Below are 23,623 nucleotides of genomic sequence, written 5' to 3' on the forward strand. Positions count from 1 at the left end.
GGATTGAGCATAGAAACATGACAGTAAACAACACCTCAAAGATTGTTATCCTCGGCGGAACCTCGGGCCTCGGCCTGGCCACCGCTCGCGCCGCGGCGCTCGCCGGAGCGCAGGTTTTCATCGGATCCCGCAACCCCGAATCGGTGCGCCGGGCCCTCGCCGAACTTCCCGAATCGGTGACCGGTTATGCGGTGGACGCGGCGGACTCCGCGAGCGTCTCCGCCTTCTTCGACCTGGTGGGGGAGTTTGACCACCTGGCCTACACCGCCGCCGAAAACCTCGCCGCGGTTCCGCTCAGCGATTTCACCCCGGACAAGGCGGCCGCGTTCTTCGGGCTGCGCCTGTTCCACGCCCTCGACGCCGTGCGCCTCGCGGTTCCGCACCTGCGGGCCGGAGGATCGATCACGCTGACCAGCGGAACCGCTGCCTACCGGGGCGGACCCGGCTGGCTGCTGGGATCCGCCGCCTCGGGCGCCACGATCTCCGCGATGCGCTCGCTCGCGGTGGAACTCGCCCCGCTACGCGTCAACGCGGTGGCACCGGGTGTGGTGCGCTCCCCGCTGTGGAACGGCATGAGCGAGGCCGACCGCGAGGCCATGTATGCGGGCACCGCCGCGGGCCTGCCGATGGGCCGGGTGGGTGAACCCGAAGACGTGGCCAAGGCCTTCCTCGCCCTGATGGATCAGGACTTCGTCACCGGGACCGTCTCGGTTGTGGACGGCGGGACGCTGATCGTCTAGGTAACTCGCACGGAACGCCCGTGGGATCGGTGGATCCCACGGGCGTTTTGGGCGTGTACCGGTGAGGGGATGGTGCTCGACCCTCATGGCCGGTCCGGTGATGATCCGAATTGGTCCTAGACCCGCGGCGTCACGAACTCCAGCAGGTTGCCAAACGGGTCCTCGGAAATCAGTCGTCGGTACGGCGGGAAGAACTCGTCCATCTCCACCGGGAGGCCGTACTCGCGCAGGCGGATCGAGAGCAGGTCGAGGTCCCGGGTCATGATGCCGGGGCGGGCGCGGCGGGCCGGGCGGAAGGGATCCTCGACCCCCAGGTGGATTTCCAGGGCGTCGCCGCGGAACCACACGCCGCGGCGGGCGATCAGCACCGTGGGCTTGCGAATCTCGGTGAGGCCGAGCAGGCCGCCGTAAAACGCACGGGCATCGTCCTCGCCGCCGCGCGGCATCGCCAGCAGGACGTGCTGGAGGCCCAGACCAAACGGGGTGTCCGGAACCGGATCCTCACGGTGGGGCAGCGGCTGCGGAATCACGGGGCTCCTTGGGGCTGTGCTGACGGTAAAAGTCTGGGCGGTTGGGTACCGGCCTTGACGGAATTCTCGGGGAGTTTATGTGCCGAATCGGGGAGGCTCTCGGGGCGATGAGGTGCCGATCCGGGGCGCCCGAACTCGGGGCCGGCTGCGGCTCTCAGGAAGGCGGTGCGGTACTCCGGGGTGCTCGGTTTACCAGTCGTCGTCGGGGTCGGGGGCACCCGGCTCGGTGACGCTTGCGGCGCTGCCGTCCGGGTTCAGGACCAGCAGGGTGCCGTCCTCCAGTTCCAGGTGCGGACGGCCCTCCAGATAGGTGAGTGTCCAGCGCCAATTGGCGAGTTCCGCGGCCGAGAACGACAGCTCCCGGACCGCCTCAACCTCGCGCACCGGAACCTCGGCGGCCGCGGGGAGCGCGGCGGGCAGCGCCGCACCGAACCCCCATCGAGTACCCAGCTGCATGCTAGTTGCCCACCTCCACAAACCGGTCGTAGATAATGTACGGGGCCTCCTCGGCCACCTGCGCGTAGAGCGCCCGTGCCCGGGTGTTATCCGGTGCGGTGATCCAGCGCACCGTGGGTGCGCCGCCCGCGCGGGCAAACTCGGCCACCCCGTCCAGCAGCTCGCGGCCGAGGCCCCGGGCGCGGACATCGGGGTCGATCACCAGGTCTTCGAGATAGAGCCCCATCTCGCCGGCCAGCGGCCGGGCGATCCAGCGCACATGCGCCAGACCGACCGGCCGATCCGAATCATCGGTGACCACCAGGGCGTGCAGCTGGTGCTCGCCCCGGGTGATCCAGCCCCACACCAGTGCCGCGTGCTCCTCGCTCACACCGTCTCGGAAGAGCCCCGCGTAGGCGGAGAAGAGACGGTGCCAGTCGGTGAACTCGTCGGCGCGGATGGGGCGGACACTCATGCTAGGCCTCGGGAACCTCGGCGAAGACGATCTCGGTCACGGCGAGCTCATCGCCGATCGCGGTCTTCAGCTCATTGATGCGTCCCACACCCTGCAGGTCGGTCAGGGCACCCTGCAGGAGGGCGATCTGCTCGGCCGAACCGGCGATGGTGGCGGTGTCCACCGGGGTCTTCTGCGAGGCCTTGGCGTCGGTCTTCGCGCGGCGAATACCGATCAGCGCGGCGCTCGCGAGCGAGAACAGCGCGGGGTCGCCGGTCGCGGGAACCTCATCCGCGCTCGGCCAGGTGGCCGAGTGGATGCTGCCCTCGCGGAACCAGGACCACGCCTCGTCCGTGGCGAACGGAATGAACGGCGCGAACAGGCGCAGCAGCACGTCGAGTGCGAGGTGCAGGGCGGCTACGGCGCTGGCCTGAGCGTCGCCGGGCTCACCGTAGGCGCGCTCCTTGACCAGCTCCAGGTAGTCGTCGCAGAACTCCCAGAAAAAGGACTCGGCGATTTCCAGTGCCTTGGCGTGGTCGTAGTTCGCAAACGCGGCGGTCGCGTCGGCCACAACCTTGTTCAGCGTGGTCAGCAGGCTCTGGTCCAGCGGCTCGGTGACCGCGGCGCCGGCGGGCGCCTCGAAGCCGAGGATGAACTTGGTGGCGTTCAGGACCTTGATCGCCAGGCGGCGACCGATCTTGATCTGCGTCGGGTTCTGCGGGTCGAATCCGGCATCGGTGCCCAGGCGGCTGGTGGCTGCCCAGTAGCGGACGGCGTCCGAACCGTGCTTTTCCAGGATGTCCGCCGGGGTCACGACGTTGCCCTTCGACTTCGACATCTTCTTGCGGTCGGGGTCGAGGATCCAGCCGGACAGCGCGGCGTCGCTCCACGGCTTGCGGTCGTCCTCAAGGGTCGAGCGCAGCATGGTCGAGAACAGCCAGGTGCGGATGATGTCCTGACCCTGCGGGCGCAGGCTGAACGGGGCAACGAGGTTCCACAGCTCGGGGTCGCGCTCCCAGCCACCCGCGAGCTGCGGGGTCAGCGAGGAGGTGGCCCAGGTGTCCATCACGTCAACCTCACCGATGAATCCGCCGGCAACGCCGCGCTGGTCCTCGGTGTAGCCGGGTGCGGGGTCCGCGGTGGGGTCAACCGGCAGCGACTCGGCGGTCGCGGCGATCGGGGCGTCGTAGTTGGGCTCGCCGTTTTCGTCCAGCGGGTACCACAGCGGCAGGGCCACACCGAAGAAGCGCTGACGCGAGATCAGCCAGTCGCCGGAGAGTCCATTGACCCAGTTCTCGTAGCGCACGCGCATGAAGTCGGGGTGCCAGTTCAGCTCGGTGCCGAGCTCCAGCAGGCGGGCGCGCAGCTTCTCGTCGCGGGCACCGTTGCGGATGTACCACTGACGGGTCGAGACGATCTCCAGCGGCTTGTCACCCTTTTCGAAGAACTTCACCGGGTGGGTGATCTTTTTGGGCTCGCCGATCAGCGCGCCGGCCTCGGTCAGCAGCTCGACCACGCGGGTTTTGGCGCTGAACACGGTCTTGCCCACGAGCGACTCGAAGGCGGCCTTGCCTGCCTCGGAGGTGATGGCCTCGGGAGCCTCGGCGATCACGCGGCCGTCCTTGCCGATGATGGTGCGGTTCGGGAGGTCGAGCTCACGCCACCAGATGACATCGGTGAGGTCACCGAAAGTACAGATCATCGCAATACCGGCACCCTTATCGGGCTGAGCCAGGTGGTGGGCGAGCACGGGCACCTCGACACCAAACACCGGGGTGGTCACGGTGGTGCCGAAGAGGTCCTTAAAGCGCTCGTCATCGGGGTGCGCGACCAGGGCAACACACGCGGCGAGCAGCTCGGGACGGGTGGTCTCGATCTCGATGGTGCCGCCATCGGCCTTGGCGAAGGACAGGCGGTGATAGGCACCGGGCTGGTCCTTGTCCTCCAGCTCGGCCTGGGCCACGGCGGTGCGGAAGGTCACGTCCCACAGGGTCGGGGCGAGGGCCTGGTAGGCCTCGCCGCGCTCGAGGTTGCGCAGGAACGCCAGCTGGCTGGTGCGGATCGCCTCGGGGGAGATGGTGCGGTAGCTCTGATCCCAGTCGACCGAGAGGCCGAGGTCGCGCCACAGCGACTCGAACTGCTTCTCATCCTCGACGGTCAGCTTCTCGCACAGCTCGATGAAGTTGCGACGCGAGATGGGCAGCTGATCTGCGGCCTTGCTCGACTTGCCGTCGCCACCCTCGTGCGGCGGCACGAAATCGGCCACATAGGGCAGGGTCGGGTCGCAGCGCACGCCGTAGTAGTTCTGCACGCGACGCTCGGTGGGCAGACCATTGTCATCCCAACCCATCGGGTAGAAGACCTGCTTGCCGTTCATCCGCTGGAAGCGGGCGACCACGTCGGTGTGGGTGTAGCTGAAGACGTGACCGATGTGCAGCGAACCGGAGGCGGTGGGCGGCGGGGTGTCGATCGAGTACACGCAGTCGTGACCGGCCTCGAGGGCGGCGGCACGGTTGAAGCGGTAGGTTCCGGCGTTTTCCCAGACCGAGCCCCACTTGGCTTCGAGGCCTTCGAGGGCGGGCTTGTCGGGGACGGGGGTGCTCATCGCATGCTCCGGTTTCGTTATGGGCGGCACGGTGTGTACGTGCCTAATGGGTGACTAACGTTCAGTTTAGCGGAGAGCCGCCCGCCCGCGAGGCGAACTGCCGTGTCGGACTCGCGCGGCGGTCAAGAACGGTGAATCCTCGGAGTTTTGCCGATATGTGACGAAAAAAGCTAAATCCCTTCCCAGCGTCCAGCGGGTACCCAAGGTCTGGTGTGTGACTGGTCAAACCGGAGACAAATCGTTGCCGGAGATCACTGAATCAGGAGAACATGATGAACAGGATTGGAAAGCTCGTCACCACGGTCGCAGTGAGCGCCGCGCTCATAGTAGGCGGAGGGATAGCGGCTAACGCTCAAGGAGATTCGACCGAGTTTGGTGGAATCCTGAACAAGTATCAGCAGTCCCGATACTTCGTGACGCAGTCAAAGAGCAGCTCCAAAAACTCCACCATTAACTTCAGCGGGATTGGCGCAAACTATTCGGCCAATGTGAAAGCCGAGGATGCGAACGCTGGAAACCAGTTCGAGGAGAAGAAGGGGCTCGGGACTGGAATCAATCACGAGATTCCGAACGGAACCCCGGCAGGTGGACGGACCAGGCTTATCGTGACCAATAATGTCTGGGCGGTGGTCGATGTGGCGATCAGCGGCTCATTCACAACGAACTAGGCCCCGGTGAAGTTTGCTACCGCAAAAGCATGGCGGCGGGGGAGTGTCCCGTCCTGGGGTTTTCCCGTCGCCGTGCTTCTTGCCGTGCTGATACTCGGGCTGTATACCGGATTCCGCGATTCCTCGCACAGCCTGGTGAGCGGTCCTGAGGGGGTCTACGCCGCTTTCGCCGGTAGCGGCATTCGACTGCTGCTGCCCCTTGTTGCCGCGTATCTGGGCGGCGGTCGTCTCGCCCGTGAGCTGCATGCGGGATGGATTCCCTTAGTTCGGGCACGTACCGATATTCGCCGTTATTTGACTTCGCTGCTGGCGCGCGGGGTTGCGATTTCGGGGGTGGGCTTTGCGCTGATCGGGATGGTCTGGTGGATCGTGGCCGCCACGATTATTCCCACTCTCTTCCCTCGCGCCATTGTGCCCGAGGAGTTTGGGCCCTCGGCCGAGGCCGTACGAGCCGTAGCCGAATCGGCCGGACCGCTGGTGGTGCTGTTGCGCGGCGGCGGTGTGGCCTTCGGTGCCGGTGTGGCTGGGTCTGCATGCCGCCATGTTCGCGGCGCTGGGCTTCGTCGCGGCACTCGTGATACGGAGTCGGGTTCTCGCTCTGTTGTTCCCCCTGGCGGTGTACATGATTCAGAGTGTGCTCGCGCAGGTGGGGAGCAGGCCCGAACTCTCTTTTGTTATCGGTGCCGTCTATCCGGGAGGGTTGCAACGCTTCACGCTGGGCGATGCGCTGGCCCCGGGGCTGATCCTTGCGGTTCTGGTGGCACTCGCGCTGATGATTCTGCTGGCACGTTCGCGATCACTGCCGAGACTGGCGTAGGTTCCGGCCATGCGACGCTCAATTCTTCGCGGCTTTAGCCTGGGACTGCTTTCGCCTGCGGGACCAGTTGTGATTGCGCTCATGATCGCGCTTGCCCTGGCAGCCTCGACGGTACGCCCGCCGAGCCCGGATACAGACGCGTGGGACCTGTATTTTGTCGTGGTGGGTAATCCCCAATTTGGCGGGATTCTGATGTTCCTCTGGGCGGTTCCCGTTGCGCGATCGCTCAACCGAGTAGTCCACCCGGACACCCTGATGCGTTCCGGATCCCGCGCCCGCGCCGCCGGGGAGGCGACGGGTGAGCTGGCGGGCAGGGGATTGGTCCACGTGGTGATGCTCTGCGCCGCCGTCCTGGTGATCGCCGCGCCACGCGGTATGGGAGCGGGATGGAGCGGTCTGGCACTCGGCCGCGCATCGGGATTGTCCGCGGAGGATGGCGCAGGCAGTTTTGCCGAATACATAGATCTACCGATCTTTGCGGTATTCCTTCACCTGGTTTGGATCGTGGTCGCCCTCACACTGGTGACGGCAACCGCCCTCGTGCTCGCCGCGGCCGGACTCACCAGGACCGCACGCCTGATCGTCCCGGCGAGCGGAACACTGATTACGCTGGCCGCCTTCGGCGCTCTGCCCTGGCAGGATCCGCCGGCCCGAGCGCCGGACGCTACTCCCGTCTGGAACTTCGATCCGGCGAGTCTGATCGATCCCGGGCATGCTCTGAATACCGGAACGTGGCCGGGAACGGGGGCGTTCCTCGGTCTGCTCACCTTCGCCTCGGTTCTTGTGCTGTGGCACCGGGACGGACGCCGTTTCGGGGGTGGGCGGTGGGTGGGTGTGGGCGCACTGATTGTGGCGGGCACCATCGCCGTGTGGGGTGCAGGCCCCATCTCAGGTGACTCGAATGAGGTTTTGGCTATACTCTTTCCCGGCAGATTTGGGGACCCGATCGGGTACGTTCGCACGATGCTTTTGCCCCTGGTTGCGGCCACACTCGCGGCCCGCTCCCTGGCGACCGCGGGGGCGGCCTGGCACCTGCAGCTCGTGCTTCGCCTAGGCAGTTTTGCGCGATGGTTGGCGTCCATGCTTGTGCGATTCGCCGCCCTGGCCGTGATGACGGCCGGTTTCGGACTGTTTCTCATGGTGATCCGGGCTCCCAGCCTCGTCATTGCCGAACCGCCTGATGAGGGCACTCGAAACGTCGGTGCGCTCGCGATCCTCACCCTGGGCCTGTTCGCACACACGCTCATGCTGCTTGCTCTCGTGCTGCTGCTCTGGTGGGTGCGGGCGATCGAGCACGCATGGCCGGTAGCGCTGGGAGCCTATCTGATCCTCGGATATCCGGCGATCGTTCCGCTGGGGCCAATCGCCGCCGTCATTTCCCCGGGGATTGATCCGGGTCATCCGGGCAAAATATGGCCCGATCTTGCCGGCCCGCTCCTCACGGCGATGGGGCTGATCATCGCCCTGGCAGTTCTTGCTCGCACTCGTATCCCATATCCGCTTCGCTCGGCTCTGGAAGGAGCCCCCTCATGATCATCACCGTCACACAACTGGTCAAACGCTTTCGGGGACAAATCCTGTATGAGCACGTCAACCTGGCAATTGAACCCGGGGTGATTCATGCCCTGGTGGGGCCAAACGGTTCGGGGAAATCGGTCCTGCTTCGGCTGCTCTGCGGCCTCGTGAAGCCCGACGGTGGCGAGGTGGTTGTTGACCCCAAATTCCTCGACCGACACAGGGTTTTCCCCGACCGCTTCGGCGTGCTGATCGATCGTCCCGGAGCGCTGCCGCATCTCAGTGGAATCGACAACCTCAAGACACTCGCCCGGATTCGTCGTCTCACCGGTGAGGCGCAACTCGCCGAACTGATGCGGTCTTTCGGACTCGATCCCGAAAACACCGGGCGGGTGCGGCAGTATTCACTGGGGATGAAACAGAAACTGGCGCTCTGCCAGGCTTTCATGGAGGAGCCCCAGGTCTTGATCCTGGATGAGCCGTTTAACGCGCTCGATGCTGCCTCCGCGCAATCACTTCGCGAGCGGCTCGTCCGCCTTCGCGATGAGGGCATCACCATCGTATTTACGAGTCACGATCCGCATGATGTCGATCTGCTGGCCCAACGGGTATTTGTGATCGAGGACCAGCAGGTAATCGAGCGACCGCCCGGGCATTCCTCAGACGTACTCGGCTAGGTGAAACTTCAATCGAAGCTAGTGACCGGAATGCCTACCCTTGCGCGGGTGTGGTTACTCCATACGGCGAAGCACAGACTGAGGGTCACGACGAAATGAGGTGATCACATGCCGAAAATGTTGAATCGAGTGGTGGTGCTTGGCGGCGGCGGGCCGGGAGGTCTTGCGTGGATGACTGGATACCTCCATGCGATCTCCACACGGGTGAATCTCACCCAATATGAGGATATGGTTGTCCTCGGAACCTCGGCGGGGGCAACTGCTGGCGTTTTGCTACTAAACCACGGAGCGATTAGGGCGGCATATCTCAATATGCTTCGTGAGGAGACGGCGGACCGGGAAACGAATATACCGCGGCGTTCCAGGAATTTTTCGGCTGAAGTCGGGCGGATTCTCCCCGAAGCGCGAGATGAAGCCGCCTATTCGCTGCTCTGGGCGGATGTTGCACTACGAAGCGAATACGCCGACCGTCAGTTACTCCACCGTGAGCGAATCGACACTATTCGCATGAGACTTGGCGAAATCTGCTCTTGGCCCCAAAAGTCACTTCAAATAGTGTCCCTGCAGGCGTCGACGGGTGAACGTGTCATTTTGGACTCGAACTCAAAGGTTCCGCTATTCACGGCCATAGCATCAGCCAGTGCTGTTCCGGGCATGTGGCCGCCAGTCGATGTCCGCCTTGGCGACCGCGAGGAGACCCTTTTTGACGCGGGCGTATTGAGTGACACTAACGTCGATCTTGTGGGGCAGGCTCGACGGCTACTCGTGATTCAGCCCACACCGAACCTCCAGGGGCCACGAGACTCGGAAGCACCCGCGCGTGCGCGGGCCTTGGTTGTAGAGCCCGATAGGTCATCAGCGTCGATACTTCATGGTCGCCTCATGGACCCCGACGTGCAGCGGGCAGCTGCGCGTGCGGGTTTCGTACAGGGTATTCATGAAGCTGAACGTCTGGACGACTATTGGACGTCGAAAAATGACAGCTAGGGCCGTACCCACGCAGATGGGTGTGCCGCTGCAATCGCTGGCGGGAATCAGGGTTTTACCCGCACTACTGATTTTTCTTGCACATGCTCTGCAGTATCGAGTATTTCGAGATGACAATCTTCATCTGGCGACAACTCAAATTTTTAACAAGGTCGGATACGAGTCAGTATCCTTCTTTATCGTCCTGAGCGGATTCATCATTACCTGGGTTGCATCGAGACAGCGCGTCAATGGGGAGTTCATCGCACGTAGATTTCTCAAAATCGTACCTTCGCACGTGATCTTGTGGGGTATCTGTTTCGTTGTATTGGGATGGCCGGGGCTATTGCCCGCGATTGCGAACCTTGTTCTTGTGCACGGTTGGGTTCCTAACGATTCATACTTCTTCAGCCTTAATGTTCCCGCGTGGACACTCTGTGTTGAGGTGCTCTTTTATGGAACGTTTCCACTTGTGCTCCCCTGGATAACTCGACGTTCAACCAAGCTGCTCTGGATACTGGGAACCGCACTCGCCACTGTCGTGATTCTCTTGCCGTGGGTTCTTTCGATTTTTCCAGATGGCCGTACGCTCAGCGAACCCGCGTTTCTGACCGGAGCCGATCAGGTGGATGTGTCTCAGTGGAAGTTTTGGTTAGTTTATTTGTTTCCGCCAATCAGATTGATTGAATGTGTGATTGGTGCAATCGTGTGCACGATTTTTATGCGACGAAGTTGGCCTACCGTCTCGCCATACCTGGTGGCCATACTCACCGTGCTGGCCATTGTCTATGCAACCCTGTGGGCACCATTCCTGGTAGCGCTGACCTCGCTTACGCTGGTGCCAATTGTGTTGATCGTCGCGGGCATCGCAAATGCTGAGTGGCGATTGGGAAGGTCGCACGCGTAGTTGTCTCCCGTGGCTACGCTTGCGCCATTTACGTTCTCGTTTTACCTGGTTCAGTGGCCGATTATTACCGTATGGACGAAATACGTGAGACCCGCCGATGGGTATGAACTTTGGGGCGCACTGGGCGCGCTTTGCATGCTTTTCGTGGTCGCCACATCGATGGCGTATTCGCTCCACCGACTGATTGAACGGCCCGTGATGCACATCGCAAGAAGATTTCTCGGTAGAAGGCTCGCGCGGAACCGTAATCCGCAAACCCGATCGTCTTGAGGCTGTGTCGTCATCGTGTCCGATCGGTGTCGGGATCCCCAACCAGACACCGATCGGACACGAACCCGCGGCGGGGTAACGCGGCGGGACGCTCGCCTCTCACCCGGTTGCGCGGCTGCACCATACTGGTGGGCGCGGGTGATTGGCGGTAGTGCTATCCAATCGTGCGAATCCGGGTCGGTCAATTTGGTATTGCGCCCGGTGTTGTCCGATGACCGAGTGTTGCGTCAGGTTGCGGGAAAAGTTTCCAGTCCGCGTCGAAAGACCGCCAGAACCGCATCCAGGGAGATCTCGATGGGCCGCGGCATCTCGAATGCCCCGGCCAACGTCAGCTCAACGAAGCCGTGCAGGAGCGCGCGCAGCCCGCGGATCGCGTCGATCCGCTCATCGGGGCCCAGCGGGAACTCCGACAGCGCCTCCTCGATCCGCTCGAGGACCCGCAGGGCCGCCGCCTCATGGTGGGTGTTTTCGGGATCGGGGGCGCGCAGCGAGGCGCGGTAGAGTCCGGGTTCGGTCCGGGCGAAGGCGAGGTAGGCGTGGGCGATGGTTTCCAGTGTGTTCGCCTCGCTCAGCGCCTCGTCCAGGGCGAGCACCGCTGCGGCCGACACCGTGGCGCGGAGGGCGTCGAGGCCGGTGACATGGTTATAGAGACTCGGGACGCGTACCCCGAGCTCGCGGGCAAGGGCACCGAGGGAGAGTTCTTCGAAGCCCTCGGCGCGCACCAGCTCGATTGCCGCATCCCGCACCCGATCGGGGGTGAGGCCCGCCCTAGCCACGCTGGGCCCGCGCAAACTCGATGATGGCCGGGGCGACGATCTCCGGACGCTGGGACTGCGGATAGTGCCCGGCGTCGGGAACCATGAGCGTGCGGCCGCCGGTCTGCGTCGCGATCCACTGCGCTTCGGCGCGCGCATCCTTGAAGTCGGGATCCTTCTCACCCATGACCACGAGGGTCGGGGTGGTGGTGTCGAGCGCCGCCTCGGCGGGGGCGTGATCGGCGCGGGTGGTGAGACGGAAGGCGTGGAAAGCATCACCGGGACGCAGGGCGCGGCGGACGCTGGCGAGATACTCGGCCTGATCGGCGGGCTTGGTGCCCGCATAGAGGTTGGGGAGGTATCCCATCCACACCGCGCGGCCCCAGAGCGGCTGCAGCAGAATGTTGAGGATCCAGCCGAGGTTGCCCGTGGGGTTGCGCACAAACGGGCCCACCAGAACGTTTCCGCGAATGTGGCTCGTGGCGCGGGCGGCCATCACCGCGGCACCGGCGGCCATCGAGTTGCCCACGACGATCGCATCCTCGTCGAGGAAGTCGAGCAGGGCCACGATGTCGGTGGAGGTTGCGGCATCGCCGTAGTCGGTGAAGGTTTTGTCGCTGTCGCCGTGGCCACGCAGGTCCATCGTGATCACCGAGAAGCCGGCGGCTACGAGGGCCGCGGTGGTGTGCCGGTAGGAGCTTCGCAGGTCGCCCATGCCGGGAATGCAGACGATCAGCGGACCCTCGCCGCTGCGCTCGAACGCGACGCGCCCCTCGGGGCGGGTGAGGTACTGAATGCTGGATGTCATCTCAAATTCCTTTCGACGGGTTAAAACTAACGCTATTAGTTTTTATTGTCAACCCGGTCTGGGACACTGGGAGAATGAACCGAATTGACCCCGCTTCCTCCGGCGATGAACGCACCATCCTGGTGAGCCTGCTGGACTATCACCGCGCCACGATGCTCGATAAGACCGCGGGGCTCGACGCCGCCCAGCTTGCCGCACGAACCACCGTCTCCACGCTGACCCTCGGGGGTCTGCTGCGTCACCTCACGTATGTGGAAGATATCTGGCTGGTGCGTCGATTCCGGGGGGAGGACATGCCCGAACCCTGGGCGAGTGCCCCCTGGTCCGATGATCCCGACTGGGAGCTCACCTCCGCCGCGGGGCTCTCGCCGGAAACGCTGCGCTCGGACTATGTGGCGGCGATCGAACGCTCCCGAGCCGTGCTCTCCGAGGCGGATTTTGATGCGCTCGCCGCGGTGCCCGATCAGCACGGTGCCGTGTGGAACCTGCGCGGGATTATCGCCCACCTGATCGAGGAGACCGCCCAGCACAACGGTCATGCCGACATCATCCGCGAGGCGCTGGATGGAACTGTGAGTGACTAGGGACGTGGCGAACGGGACGGATCGGTGTTCGAGAGCGGCCGGGCTGCTAGCGTGGGCGGCATGAGCCTTCCCACATCCCCTCGTCCGCTGACCCGGATCGGTCGGATCGCCGGTGGCCTGGGTCTGGGCCTGATCGGTGCCATTCACGTGGTGTGGGCTACCGGATCGCCCTGGCCCGCGCGCACGCGGCCCGAGCTGGCCCGAGCCGTGGTGGGATCCGAGGAGATGCCCGGCCCGGTTCCCTCGGGGATCGTGGCGGTGGGAGCGCTCGCCGCTGGCGTCGCCGTGTCGGGGGCCGCGGGGGAGCGCGGGGTTGTGCGAACCGCGCGGGTGCTCGCGGCCGCGGGTGTGCTTGCACGCGGTGGGGCGGGCGGAGTCCTTGCCTGCCGGCTGCTGAAACTCCCCGAGCCCGGAGAGACCTTTCGTCGCCTGGATGCACGCGTTTATCGGCCGCTGTGCCTGGCGCTGGGAATCGCCCTGCTGATCGGCGCGCGCCGACGCTAGCGGCGGGTACTCGTGGCGGGTCGGCGTGGCCTAGCGGTGCGCCGCCGTGTCGGCGAGGAGGGCCCGGGTGTACGCATCCCCGGGATTACCAAATACCCGTTCGGTGGGGCCCGATTCGCGGATTTCGCCGTCCTTCATGACCGCGACGGTGTCGGCGACGTGGCGTACCACGTCCAGGTCGTGGGAGATGAACAGGAGCGCGAGTCCGCGCTCGCGTTGAAGCGCATCGAGGAGGTCGAGCACGCGTGCCTGCACGGTCAGGTCCAGCGCCGAGACCGGCTCATCACACACCAGGATCTCGGGATTCTGCGCCAGCGCTCGGGCGATCGAGAGCCGCTGCCGCTGACCGCCGGAGAGTTCCCGCGGTCCACGACCTGCCAGCGTCGATGGCAGTCCCACCGCATCCAGAGAGTCGGCGATAGCGCGCTCCCACCCGGCCGCGCGCAGGGTCCGTCCGTTCGAGTGCGCATCGGCGAGGATCTGGGCGACGCTGAGCCGGGGGTCGAAGGTGGCCAGCGGATCCTGGAAGATCGCCGCGATGCGGTGACGGTGCGGACGTCGCGCGGATTCGGGCGCGGGAACCCACTCCCGCCCGTCCAGCTCCACGGTTCCCGCATCCGGGGTTTCCAGTCCCAGGATCAGGCGCGCGAGCGTGCTCTTGCCCGAGCCGGATTCGCCGATCAGACCGAGCGTGGCACTGGGATGTAGGGTCAGTGAGGCGTCGCGCACGGCGGGAACCCGGAACCCGCGGGTGACGAAAGTCTTGGATAGGCCGCGAGCCTCGAGGATCGGCGCGGGCGTGGAGGAAAATGCGGGTGCGGGTGCGGGTGCGGGTGCCGACGGAGACGTGGGTGCGAGTGGATCGGATCCGGTCACGGCCGGGGTCTGTGTCGCCTGGGGCATCGGCGCCGCCAGCAGCGGCCTCCCCCGGGGCACTCCCGCGGGGGAGGCCGCCAGCAGGATCCGGGTGTATTCCTCGGCCGGATGTTCGAGGACCGTGGCCGCCGGGCCGCGCTCGATGATTCGTCCCTCGGACATCACGGCCACGGTATCGGCGATCCCGCGCACCGCGTCCAGGTCGTGACTCACCAGCAGCAACCCGGTACCCGCATCGCGCAGCGAGCCGAGCAGCTCAAGGATCCCGCGGCGCACCCGCGCATCCAGGGCGGTGGTGGGTTCATCGGCGATCAGCAGCGCGGGCTCCGCGGCCAGGACGCTGGCGATCAGCGCACGCTGACGCAGCCCGCCGGAGAGCTGACCCGGTCGTTGCCGGATGCGCGCCTCCGGCTCGGGGATCCCCACCGCGTCCAGCAACTCCAGCGCGCGTGCATGCCGCGCGGAAGCACCCAGCCGGGTGTGCAGTTGAAGGGTGCGATCGATCTCGTGGCCGATCGGGCGCAGCGGATCCAGCGCGCCGAGCGCATCCTGGGGGATGAGTCCCACCCGGCCGCCGCGGAGTGTGCGCAGGCCACGCTCGCGCAGGCCGAGCACATTGGTATCGGCCACCCGCAGCAGCTCGGCATCCACCCTCGCCCCCGGTCCGGCGAGGCCCAGAATCGAGCGGGCAGTCACGCTCTTGCCCGAACCGGACTCTCCGACGAGCGCCACGCACTCACCGGGCGCGATCCTCAGATCGATCCCCGACACCACCTCGGTGGCGCCAAACCGGATGCGCAGGCCGCGCACCTCCAGTAGCGGCGGCACCGCGGGGTGTGGGGCTTCAGGGTGGCCGGTCGGCGGGAAGGGTGTCATGATGCGCTCCGATCGGTGCGGGCGAGCCCGCGGCCCAGGACCGTCGCCGAGACGGCGGTCAGGACGATGAAGAGGCCGGGGAAGAAGGTGAGCCACCAGAAGGTCGCGATGAACTGACGTCCCTCATTGAGCAGCGCACCCCACTCGGCGGCGGGGGGCGCGACGCCGAGACCCAGGAAGCTCAGCGCGCATACCCAGACGATCGCCTGGCCGAGCCCCAGGGTCGCCAGCGAGGCGAGCGAGCGCGCGGTGCCGGGAAGAATGTGCCGGGTCAGGATGCGCACCCGCCCGCGTCCCTGTACTCGGGCCGCCTCGACGTAGCCGGATCCGGCAATCTCGCGCACCCGTCCGCGAATGATGCGGGCGTAGCCGGGAGCGGTGGCAAGTCCCACGGCCACGGTGGCACCAAACGCGCCGGGCCCGGAGATCACCATGACGAGCAGTGCGAGCACCAGCCCGGGGAAGGCGAGCAGGACCTCGATTAGCCGGGAGGTGCCAAAGTCCAGCCAGCGCGGGCCGAGACCGGCCAGGAACCCGAGAACCGTGGCCAGGCCGATGCCCAGCGCGGTTGCGCCGAGGCCGATCAGCAGGGAGGGTCCGGCACCGTGAATCACCCGGGTATAGAGGTCGCGGCCCGACCCGTCGGTCCCGAACGGATGGGCACCGCCGGGTGGCTGGAATCCCGCGGCGGGATCGATGGCCAGCGGATTACCGGGGGCAAACAGTGCGGGGAAGATCGCGGCGATGACCAGGAACAGCAGGATTAGGGCGGCGATCAGCCGGGGGATGTCACGCGCGCGCAGTGTGAATCTGTGGGGCGTATGCGAACCCCACGGGGAGGCTGCGCGTGGGGGCACGGGCTGCGAGGCCCGTGCGTGCTGGGTGTGTGGGGGCGTGGGCGGCGAGGTGGGCTCGCTGCCGGGACGTTCCTGGCGTGTGTTCTCGCTCATGCCCCCGCCGCCGCCTCGGTGCGGATGCGCAGGGCCGGGTTCAGCGCGCGCTCGGCCAGATCGGAGAGCACACTCACCACCAGATACGCCGCGGCGGCGACCAGGGTCAGCCCGATCACCAGCGGCACATCGCGCACCTGCACGGCCGATACCAGGGTGCGCCCGAGGCCCGGCCGGGCAAAGATCGTCTCGACCACCACGGCACCGCTCATCAGCGAGCCAAAGGCCCAGCCGGTCAGACCGATGGCCGGCCCGGCCGCGTGCCGCAGCGTATGGCGGGCAAACACCGAGGCGTGGGATTCCCCGCGGGCCCGCGCGGTCAGCACAAAGGGCTGCGCGGCGGCATCCTGTAGGGCCTCGCGCAGCAGCTGGGCGAGGAACCCGGCCAGCGGGATTGCCAGCGTCAGCGCGGGCAGGATGATCCCGCGCGCATCCGGGGTGGCGATTGCGGGCAACCAGCCCAGACCGGTGGCGAACAGCAAAATGAGCACGCTGCCCAGCCAGAAGTGGGGGAGGACCGCGGCGGTCATCTCGATTCCGGCGGCGATGCGCGCGGCCACCGGACCTCCGGCCACCGACCAGAGTGCGAGGCCCAGCGCGATGACCCAGGCGATCACCAGCGACCAGAGCGCGAGTTCCAGGGTGCCGGCGAGCTGTTCGCCCACCACCTCGGATACCGGGGCGTGCAGCGAATAGGAGGTGCCCAGTTCGCCGCGCAGCAGACGCCCCAGGTAGTCGAGGTACTGCTGCCACAGCGGCAGGTCGAATCCGTTTTCGGCACGCACTCGGGCGAGTGCCTCGGCGGAGGCCTGGGACCCGGGGCCGCCGAGAAAGGCCTGGGCGGGATCGCCGGGAATCAGCCTGACCGCAAAAAATGTGGCGGTGGCCGCGGCCCACAGCACCAGGATCGCGCCGCCGATTCGCAGCCCGACCGTGGCGATGATTCCGCGGGAACCACGAGCGCCCGCCTGCACCGAAGCGGTGCGGGCGGGCGTGGCGGCGTCGGGCCGGGCCAGACTATCCGGCAAACGAAACCCCGCGCAGCAGCGGGTTACCCACCGAGTTGACCTCGCCCACTCCGGCGAGCTTGCCCGAGTAGAGGAAGTGGTTCTGCTGGTCGTAGAGCGGCAGGATGTAGTAGCCCTCAAGGATGGTCTTCTGCGCCTGCTCGTACAGGCTCGCCCGCTCGGTCTGATCGCCGGTTTCGGCGGCGCGGGTCAGCAGGTCATCCAGCGCGGGCAGGTTGACCTGCGCGTGGTTCGCGAAGTAGCCGCTGGGAGCCGGGGTGATCCCGGCGGAGTGGTAGAGGATGCGCAGCACATCCGGACCCACCTTGGTGTACGGAGCGCTCACCAGATCGTAGTCGTTCTTGCCCAGAGCCTCATACCAGGAGGAGAGGTCCAGCGGGGTGATGGTGATCGCGATCCCCAGCCCCTTGGCCTGCTCCTGAATCTGCTCAAACAGTGACTGCTCGGCGGGGATGGACTGGTTGGTGCTGACGGGGAACTTCAGGCTGAGCTTCTGTCCATCCTTCTCCCGGATCCCGTCGGTGCCGGGCACCCAGCCCGCCTCATCCAGCAGCTTCTTGGCCGCGTTCACATCGGTGTCAAACAGCTTGGGCTCGGAGAATCCGAGCTTTTCCACGCTGGACAGCGGCGAGTAGGAGCGCTTGGCGGTCCCAAAGAACAGGGTCTTGATTCCGGCGTTGACGTCCACGCCGCGCACCAGTGCCTCGCGTACCCGCTCGTCGGCGAGCGGTCCGCGGGATGAGTTGAACTCGATCCGGTTGACCGAACCCGGACGCGGGGCGTCGAGGTGCTTGATCTCGTCGGAGGCGGCGCTGGCGGCGATCGTGTCGGGCTGGGCGTTGTCGATCATCTGCACGTCCCCCGAGCGCAGCGCGGCGATCCGCGTGGCGGAGTCGGGGATGAAGCGCCAGGTGATCTTCGCCAGCGCGGGCTCGCCCGTCCCGGTGGTGTAGTGCGGGTTGCGGCTGAGGGTCACGCTGTCCTGGCGCTTCCAGGAGTCGACCACAAACGCGCCGGTCCCGATCGGGGCCTGGCAGTTTTCGTCCTGGCTGCGGGCGAGTCCGGCGGGGGATTCGATCGCGAGCCAGGGCTGGCTGAGGGATTCCAGCAGCGCGCTGTCGGGCTGGCTGAGGTTCAGGGTGACCGTGTGGGCGTCGGTCGCGGTGGCTTTGCTGACCTTGGCGAGGGCCAGGTATCCCGTCGAGGACTTGGTTTCGGGATCCTGGACATGCTCGATATTGCGCACCACGGCGGCGGCGTCCAGCGGGGTGCCGTCGCTGAACTTCACGTTGTCTGCCAGGGTGAAGGTCCAGGTGAGGCCGTCCGGGGAGGTGGTCCAGGACTTCGCCAGCCACGGGGTGAACTCGCCGTCCTTATTCTCGGAGACCAGCTGCTCCAGGAACTGCGCGGCCAGCAGCGACTGCGGATAGTTGCCACCCACATGCGGGTCGAGGCAGGTCGGTTCGGCGTCCCCGCTGGCGTAAACCAGGGTCTTATCGGTGGAGACGGGTTCGGTCGGGGCCACGGCCGAGCAGGCCGAGAGCGCCAGGGCCGAGCCAAGAAGCAGCGCGGGCACGGCAAAACCGAGCAGGCGACGATGGGTATTCACGGGAACCTTCCTGCCGATCCGGGTTTTTGGATCGGGTGCAAGAACCCAGCCTAGCGCGAGTGCGGCGTGGATGTAAAACGTGTGTCGCCCGCCCGCTAGGCTGGGGGAAATCCGATGAAAGGACACCGCGGTGACCGAAGCTTCCCCCGCCGCCCGAGTGGGCCGTCCGCGCCGATCCTCCCGGCAGATGCTTGAGGATGCCGCGGCCGAGCTGTTCCTGGAGCAGGGGTATCCGGCCACCTCGATCGAGCAGATCACCCAGCGCGCGGGGGTCAGCCGAAACACCTTCTTTAACTACTTCGGGGCCAAGTCGGATTTGCTGTGGATCGATCTGGACCCGTCCATCACCGCGCTGGTCACCGCACTCGGAGCGTCCGGCTCCGAGGAGGAGGGGACCCGGCTGGAACGGCTCACCACGCTGATTCTCGCGGTGGCGGCCGAACATCCGGCTTCCCGGGTGCCGTGGGCACTGAGCCAGGTTGAGCTGATGGGAACCCGTGCGGATCTGGAGGCCTCGGCACCGGCACGGCTGCTGGCGCTCGCCGAGGCGATCCAGGCGTTTGTGGCTCCCGAGGAATCCGAGTTCATCGCCCGCACCATTGGATCGGTCACGGTGGGCGCGATTGCCGCCGGCGTGGGCGCCTGGATTGCCGCGGGCGTGCGCCGGGACCGGCTGGAAACCTATGTGGCCGCGGCGCTGCGCCCGGCCCTGGCCGGATTCACCAATCTTGCGAAGGACACCCGATGACCGAGGCCTGGCCCGCACCCGTTTTTTCGCCCATCGAACCGCCGAAGCGTCGCCATCGCGGGCTGATCATCACCCTGAGTGTGCTCGTGGTCCTGGTGCTCGCCGCCGGGGGTGTCCTGTTTGCGCTGAGTCAGGGCGCGGGAAGCACCGCGACGCTGCGGATCGTCCAGCAAAACAACGCCCATGCCGACGCCTCCTTTGTGCTCGCTGGATGCGAGATTCAGCCGGGGCAGACCGAGTGCACCGCGACCAACGGTGAGGTGTGCAAGGGCGCGGCCGGCGGCCAGCAGTGCACCAAGATTCCGGTCCCCGAGGATCGCCGGCTGCGAGTGCAGACGGCGCTCGGCCAGGACGCCGCCTGGGTAACCGCGCGGCTCGGGTGGGACTCGGCTCAGGCGGCGGGCGGTGCCACCGACGCCGGATCCTGCACCTTCATCGGCGAGCCCGGGCAGTCCTTCACCTCGCATCCGTTTGGTGCCGAGGTGGACTATACGATCACCCGCACCAACGCCTTCGGCCAGACCGAGACCAGCCCGGTCCTCCACGGGTTCCGCATGCTGGGCCACGCCTGCGGCGAGCCCGAGGACCCCGATCACGACCATGACGAGGACGGCGAGGGCGGGCACTAGTCTGCGGGTTCCGGCGTGGTCGCCGGATCGGCCGTGATGACCGGCCGCCGAGCGCATGCAATCCAAAAGGCGATCAGCCCCCAGGGCACCGCCCAGAGGAGCGTGAGGAATGGCGATCCGAGGCGATCGCCGAGTTCGGGTTGCATCGCCGTGGTGAGGATTGCGCTGCGTAGCTGCACTGCCGCGGCACTGACCAGCGCAAGGGTTCCAAACGCGCTGGCGGCAGACCAGCGACCCACACTCTGGTCGAGGGTAATGACGAGGGCTACCGCGATGATGGTGCAGAACATCGTGGGCACTAGGGCACCCCAGAAGATTTCACTCTGATCTTGGTATCCATCCGGTATTCCGGCAAGGGTCCAGTGTGTGGCGACTGGTCGCTCGATGACGGGCTGGCTGCCTGCGGATCGGAGGAGCGCGATGAGCGGGAGTAACGTCAGCAATGTGGCCCAGGCAAAGCGAATTTTGACTCTCAAGATGCTCCTTCTAATGCCGGTTGATGACCGCGTTCGGATGTCTTGAGGGACCGTGGTTCATCCCCGACGTTTCGGATTCGCCGGTTGCGATGACGGGGAGGTGTGTGGGGCCGAGATTCGGGGGCAGTGTGTAACGCCGTGGAGGGGAATCCGAGTCCTGGATTGAGACGCTACGATCCTCCCACCTTCCATGCGCGTTTGGCTGGGAGTCCGCGGTGTGCCCGGAAGGGTGTCGTGGCACTCGCGGCGCGGGGATTTCATCACACCGTTAATGAGAATCGCTCTCATTAAGCTACGCTGTGATGTGTGACCGACAACAGCCGTGCAGCCACCCTTCCATCCGCCCCCTCGCCGCGTCGCCCCGCGCGCTCTCGGACCGGGGTTTGGGTACTCCTGCTGAGCGTCGCGATTCTTGTGGTGCTCCTCACCTCCGCCGCCACCGGTCCGCTGGGCACGACGCCGCTTGAGGCCGCGCGCGTTATCCTGGGGCACCTGCTGCCCGGGATGCCCTGGATGAGTGACGGCAGTCTGACCGGTGCCCAAGACCAGGCCGTGTGGATGTTCCGACTCCCGCGCACCCTGCTAGCGGGCGTTGCCGGGGCGAGCCTGGCGCTGGCCGGAGCCCTGCTTCAAACGAACGTACGCAACCCGCTGGCCGAGCCCTACATCCTCGGGGTTTCGGCCGGTGCTGGGGTGGGTGCCGTCCTGGCGATCGTGGCCGGATCCACCGCGGTTGCCGGGCTGAGTCTCAACGCCGCCGCCTTTGTCGGGGCGATCGGGGCCACGTTCCTGGTGTACGTGTTGGCACGTCAGGGCGGGATCATCGCCCCCTCACGCCTGATTCTCGCCGGGGTTGCCCTGGGGTCCCTGCTCGCCGCGATCACCAATTTTCTGACCCTGACCACCTCGGCCCAAAACGTCTACAGCGTGCTGTTTTTCCTCCTGGGCAGCGTCTCGGCGGCCACATACGCCCAGCTCCTGCTGCCGGCCGGTGCCCTGGTGCTGGTGGGAACCTATGCACTGCTGCGCTCGCGGGCGCTCAACGCAATGCTCGCCGGGGATGAGACCGCCACCGCCCTCGGGGTCAACGTGCCCGCGCTGCGTCGCACCCTTCTCCTCGCCACCGCCCTGCTCACCGCGACCACGGTTGCCGTCTGCGGTGGAATCGGATTTGTGGGGCTCGTGGTACCGCACGTGATCAGGATGATCGTGGGGGCGGATCATCGCCGGTTGATCCCGCTGGTCATGCTGGGCGGGGCCTTCTTTCTGATGCTCACCGACCTGCTTGCCCGCAGCGTCGCCCAGCCCGCCGAGATCCCGTTGGGAATCCTGACCTCGGTGGTGGGCGCTCCCTTCTTCCTCTGGATCATGCGCACCTCGGGCGCTCGGATGGGTGGCACCCGATGACGGGCGTGGAGTTTCAGTCGGTCAGCGTGGAGCTGGGCGGTCGACGCCTGGTCACGGAGGTTAGCCTGAGTGTGCCCGCCGGGAGTGTGCTGGGCATTCTGGGGCCCAATGGTTGTGGAAAATCCACGCTGCTACGCACCGCCTATCGCGCGCAGCGTCCCGCATCCGGGCGGGTGCTGGTGGATGGATCGGATGTGCAGGCCATGTCCGCACGGGACGTCGCCCGGCGCGTGGCCGTCATGGCGCAGGAATCCGTCCAGGAGTTCCCCATCTCGGTACGTGACATGGCGATGCTGGGACGGGTCCCACATCAGCGCGGCTTCGGTGGGGACTCCGACCGCGACCGCGACCTGGTTGATCAGGCGCTGAGGGACGTGGGCGCCACCCACCTGGCCGAGCGTCCCTTCACCGTGCTCTCGGGCGGGGAAAAACAGCGGGTCCTGCTCGCGCGGGCCCTCGTTCAGGACGCCCCGATTCTGATCCTCGACGAGCCCACCAACCACCTCGACATCTCGTTTCAATTTGAGCTGATGTCCCTGGCCACGAGCCGCGGACTCACGGTGATCACGGCCCTGCACGATATGAACCTGGCCAGCGAGTTCTGCACCCACGTCGCGCTCATGCGCGCGGGGGAGCTGCTGGGCATCGGCGACCCCCACGACATTCTCACCCCGCGGAGCATTCGCGCAGTCTTTGGCGTGGACTCGAGGCGCATCACCCATCCGATCACCGGTCGGACCCTGATCGCGCTTGCTCCCACCCCTCCCATCCCACCCAAGTGAAAGTGATACCCGAATGACAACAAAAACCCTCCTTCCGCTGACCGGACTGCTCCTGGGCGGATTCCTCCTCAGCGGCTGTGGCCAGGCCGTGTCGACCCCCGATACCGGCGCGAGTGGGTCGGCCTCCGCGGTCACCCTCACCAACTGCGGCCGCACCCTCAGCGTGGATCGTGCCCCCGAGCGTGCGGTGGCCATGAGCCCGGCCCAGTCGGAGATGCTGATCAAGCTGGGCCTGGCGGATCGCGTGGTCGCCGAGGCTCAAACCCACGGCCAGCCGCTCGCCCCCGAACTCGCCCAGGACGGCACGGTGAGCCAGCTGAGCGACCAGATGCCGCCCTCCCGCGAGGTCCTGCTGGGGGTATCGCCGGACTTTGTGTACGCCCCGACCACCTATGAATTCACCGCCGAGCAGGGCTTTGCGGACATTGCGCAGCTGAAGGCCGCGGGTGCGAATGCGTACGTGGCCACGGCCGGATGTTCGGATCGCCGCAGCGTGGCCGAGGTGAGTGACCTCCTGGAGGACATCACCAACCTGGGCCAGATCTTCGGGGTGCCGGAGCGAGCCGCGACGGTAGCGAACGAGGCACAGGCAACGTTGGATGAGGTTGCCACCCGCACCGCCCAGCAGCCCAAGCCGAGCGTGGCCGAACTCTTTGTGGAGGGCACCAGCATCTCGGCGATCGGCGCGGGGATCGAGTACAACATGATCCAGCTCGCCGGCGGTGACAACGTGTTTAGCCCCGAGGATCCGGCGTTTGCCAGCTTCTTCTCTGCGGTCATCTCGCCCGAAACGCTGATCGCCAAGAACCCCGAGGCCATCGTGTTTACCACCCTAGATGCCGCCCACGAGCAGGCCACCCGGGACTACCTGCGGTCCACGTTCCCCCAGGTTGCGGCGGTTGCCAATGACCGCCTGATCGCGATCGCCTCCGACGATGTGATGCCCGGAACCTGGGGCAACATTCGTGCGGTGCAGCAGATCGCGCAGGGGCTGCACGCGTCCTAGC

At 66.1% G+C, this 23,623-nt stretch carries 25 protein-coding genes; 14 read left to right on the plus strand and 11 right to left on the minus strand.

Annotation, left to right across the window (positions count from 1 at the left end):
* The first annotated feature begins 17 nt into the window (after window positions 1–17).
* Complete coding sequence (locus tag C7C57_RS06655; RefSeq protein ID WP_187978037.1) at window positions 18–740, plus strand: SDR family oxidoreductase; 723 nt, start codon at window positions 18–20, stop codon at window positions 738–740.
* Between the two features lie 116 nt (window positions 741–856).
* Here C7C57_RS06655 and C7C57_RS06660 read toward each other — a convergent pair whose 3' ends face one another.
* The 4 genes from C7C57_RS06660 to valS all read right to left on the minus strand — a co-directional run bounded on the left by C7C57_RS06660 (window position 857) and on the right by valS (window position 4,764).
* A complete protein-coding gene (locus tag C7C57_RS06660; RefSeq protein ID WP_255505795.1) occupies window positions 857–1,270 on the minus strand; it encodes a glyoxalase in 414 nt (137 codons plus the stop codon).
* Between the two features lie 189 nt (window positions 1,271–1,459).
* Window positions 1,460–1,726, minus strand: coding sequence for a hypothetical protein (locus tag C7C57_RS06665; RefSeq protein WP_187978038.1), 267 nt, complete (start codon window positions 1,724–1,726; stop codon window positions 1,460–1,462).
* A gap of 1 nt (window position 1,727) precedes the next feature.
* A complete protein-coding gene (locus C7C57_RS06670) occupies window positions 1,728–2,180 on the minus strand; it encodes a GNAT family N-acetyltransferase (RefSeq protein WP_187978039.1) in 453 nt (150 codons plus the stop codon).
* Between the two features lies 1 nt (window position 2,181).
* The gene (valS, locus tag C7C57_RS06675; RefSeq protein WP_187978040.1) at window positions 2,182–4,764 is read right to left on the minus strand and encodes a valine--tRNA ligase; all 2,583 of its coding nucleotides are present in this window, start codon (window positions 4,762–4,764) and stop codon (window positions 2,182–2,184) included.
* Window positions 4,765–5,033: 269 nt separating this feature from the next.
* Between valS and C7C57_RS06680 the strand changes: the two genes are divergently transcribed.
* The 6 genes from C7C57_RS06680 to C7C57_RS06705 all read left to right on the plus strand — a co-directional run bounded on the left by C7C57_RS06680 (window position 5,034) and on the right by C7C57_RS06705 (window position 10,314).
* Entirely contained in the window at window positions 5,034–5,432 is a 399-nt protein-coding gene (locus tag C7C57_RS06680; RefSeq protein ID WP_187978041.1) for a hypothetical protein, read from the plus strand.
* A 511-nt stretch (window positions 5,433–5,943) separates the two neighbouring features.
* The gene (locus C7C57_RS15740) at window positions 5,944–6,249 is read left to right on the plus strand and encodes a hypothetical protein (RefSeq protein WP_223144792.1); all 306 of its coding nucleotides are present in this window, start codon (window positions 5,944–5,946) and stop codon (window positions 6,247–6,249) included.
* 9 nt (window positions 6,250–6,258) lie between these two features.
* Window positions 6,259–7,782 carry a hypothetical protein gene (locus tag C7C57_RS06690; protein ID WP_187978043.1) on the plus strand — a complete coding sequence of 508 codons (1,524 nt, stop codon included), beginning with the start codon at window positions 6,259–6,261 and terminating at the stop codon, window positions 7,780–7,782.
* Entirely contained in the window at window positions 7,779–8,441 is a 663-nt protein-coding gene (locus tag C7C57_RS06695) for an ABC transporter ATP-binding protein (RefSeq protein ID WP_187978044.1), read from the plus strand. Before C7C57_RS06690 ends, C7C57_RS06695 begins: the two co-directional genes overlap by 4 nt.
* 117 nt (window positions 8,442–8,558) lie before the next feature.
* The gene (locus tag C7C57_RS15970) at window positions 8,559–9,428 is read left to right on the plus strand and encodes a patatin-like phospholipase family protein (protein WP_370581450.1); all 870 of its coding nucleotides are present in this window, start codon (window positions 8,559–8,561) and stop codon (window positions 9,426–9,428) included.
* Window positions 9,379–10,314, plus strand: a complete 936-nt coding sequence (locus tag C7C57_RS06705; protein ID WP_187978046.1) for an acyltransferase — start codon at window positions 9,379–9,381, stop codon at window positions 10,312–10,314. Before C7C57_RS15970 ends, C7C57_RS06705 begins: the two co-directional genes overlap by 50 nt.
* A 497-nt stretch (window positions 10,315–10,811) precedes the next feature.
* Here the strand turns inward: C7C57_RS06705 and C7C57_RS06710 are convergent, their stop codons facing one another.
* Window positions 10,812–11,360 (minus strand): TetR/AcrR family transcriptional regulator, encoded by a 549-nt coding sequence (locus tag C7C57_RS06710; protein WP_187978047.1) that lies wholly within the window; start codon window positions 11,358–11,360, stop codon window positions 10,812–10,814.
* The gene (locus C7C57_RS06715) at window positions 11,353–12,147 is read right to left on the minus strand and encodes an alpha/beta fold hydrolase (protein ID WP_187978048.1); all 795 of its coding nucleotides are present in this window, start codon (window positions 12,145–12,147) and stop codon (window positions 11,353–11,355) included. Before C7C57_RS06715 ends, C7C57_RS06710 begins: the two co-directional genes overlap by 8 nt.
* A gap of 74 nt (window positions 12,148–12,221) precedes the next feature.
* On the opposite strand from C7C57_RS06715, the gene C7C57_RS06720 reads away from it, so the two are divergent.
* Entirely contained in the window at window positions 12,222–12,731 is a 510-nt protein-coding gene (locus C7C57_RS06720) for a DinB family protein (RefSeq protein WP_187978049.1), read from the plus strand.
* Between the two features lie 60 nt (window positions 12,732–12,791).
* On the plus strand, window positions 12,792–13,235 hold the full coding sequence (locus tag C7C57_RS06725) for a DUF3995 domain-containing protein (RefSeq protein ID WP_187978050.1): 444 nt from the start codon (window positions 12,792–12,794) through the stop codon (window positions 13,233–13,235).
* 30 nt (window positions 13,236–13,265) lie between these two features.
* Here C7C57_RS06725 and C7C57_RS06730 read toward each other — a convergent pair whose 3' ends face one another.
* From C7C57_RS06730 to C7C57_RS06745, 4 genes are read right to left on the minus strand one after another with little or no spacing between them, the layout of a single operon-like run.
* Entirely contained in the window at window positions 13,266–14,987 is a 1,722-nt protein-coding gene (locus C7C57_RS06730; protein WP_187978051.1) for an ABC transporter ATP-binding protein, read from the minus strand.
* Window positions 14,984–15,937, minus strand: a complete 954-nt coding sequence (locus C7C57_RS06735; RefSeq protein ID WP_187978052.1) for an ABC transporter permease — start codon at window positions 15,935–15,937, stop codon at window positions 14,984–14,986. Before C7C57_RS06735 ends, C7C57_RS06730 begins: the two co-directional genes overlap by 4 nt.
* On the minus strand, window positions 15,934–16,965 hold the full coding sequence (locus C7C57_RS06740) for an ABC transporter permease (protein WP_370581447.1): 1,032 nt from the start codon (window positions 16,963–16,965) through the stop codon (window positions 15,934–15,936). The genes C7C57_RS06735 and C7C57_RS06740 overlap by 4 nt, the downstream gene beginning before the upstream one ends.
* A complete protein-coding gene (locus C7C57_RS06745) occupies window positions 16,955–18,574 on the minus strand; it encodes an ABC transporter substrate-binding protein (protein ID WP_187978053.1) in 1,620 nt (539 codons plus the stop codon). Before C7C57_RS06745 ends, C7C57_RS06740 begins: the two co-directional genes overlap by 11 nt.
* A gap of 130 nt (window positions 18,575–18,704) precedes the next feature.
* Between C7C57_RS06745 and C7C57_RS06750 the strand changes: the two genes are divergently transcribed.
* On the plus strand, window positions 18,705–19,322 hold the full coding sequence (locus C7C57_RS06750) for a TetR/AcrR family transcriptional regulator (protein WP_187978054.1): 618 nt from the start codon (window positions 18,705–18,707) through the stop codon (window positions 19,320–19,322).
* Window positions 19,319–19,951: a hypothetical protein gene (locus tag C7C57_RS06755; protein WP_187978055.1), complete on the plus strand. Its 633-nt coding sequence runs from the start codon at window positions 19,319–19,321 to the stop codon at window positions 19,949–19,951. The genes C7C57_RS06750 and C7C57_RS06755 overlap by 4 nt, the downstream gene beginning before the upstream one ends.
* On the opposite strand, the gene C7C57_RS06760 is transcribed toward C7C57_RS06755, so the two are convergent.
* The gene (locus tag C7C57_RS06760) at window positions 19,948–20,250 is read right to left on the minus strand and encodes a hypothetical protein (RefSeq protein WP_187978056.1); all 303 of its coding nucleotides are present in this window, start codon (window positions 20,248–20,250) and stop codon (window positions 19,948–19,950) included. The two genes, C7C57_RS06755 and C7C57_RS06760, sit on opposite strands and share 4 nt — an antisense overlap.
* Before the next feature lie 483 nt (window positions 20,251–20,733).
* On the opposite strand from C7C57_RS06760, the gene C7C57_RS06765 reads away from it, so the two are divergent.
* Genes C7C57_RS06765 through C7C57_RS06775 form a run of 3 tightly spaced genes read left to right on the plus strand, consistent with a single transcriptional unit; the run spans window position 20,734 to window position 23,622 of the window.
* Window positions 20,734–21,834, plus strand: a complete 1,101-nt coding sequence (locus C7C57_RS06765) for an iron ABC transporter permease (RefSeq protein ID WP_245601219.1) — start codon at window positions 20,734–20,736, stop codon at window positions 21,832–21,834.
* A complete protein-coding gene (locus tag C7C57_RS06770) occupies window positions 21,831–22,616 on the plus strand; it encodes an ABC transporter ATP-binding protein (protein ID WP_187978057.1) in 786 nt (261 codons plus the stop codon). Before C7C57_RS06765 ends, C7C57_RS06770 begins: the two co-directional genes overlap by 4 nt.
* Before the next feature lie 13 nt (window positions 22,617–22,629).
* Window positions 22,630–23,622, plus strand: a complete 993-nt coding sequence (locus tag C7C57_RS06775; protein ID WP_187978058.1) for an ABC transporter substrate-binding protein — start codon at window positions 22,630–22,632, stop codon at window positions 23,620–23,622.
* The last annotated feature ends 1 nt before the right edge of the window (window position 23,623 follow it).

The organism is Mycetocola sp. JXN-3 (assembly GCF_014522285.1).
In the GTDB taxonomy this organism is placed as follows: domain Bacteria; phylum Actinomycetota; class Actinomycetes; order Actinomycetales; family Microbacteriaceae; genus Mycetocola; species Mycetocola saprophilus.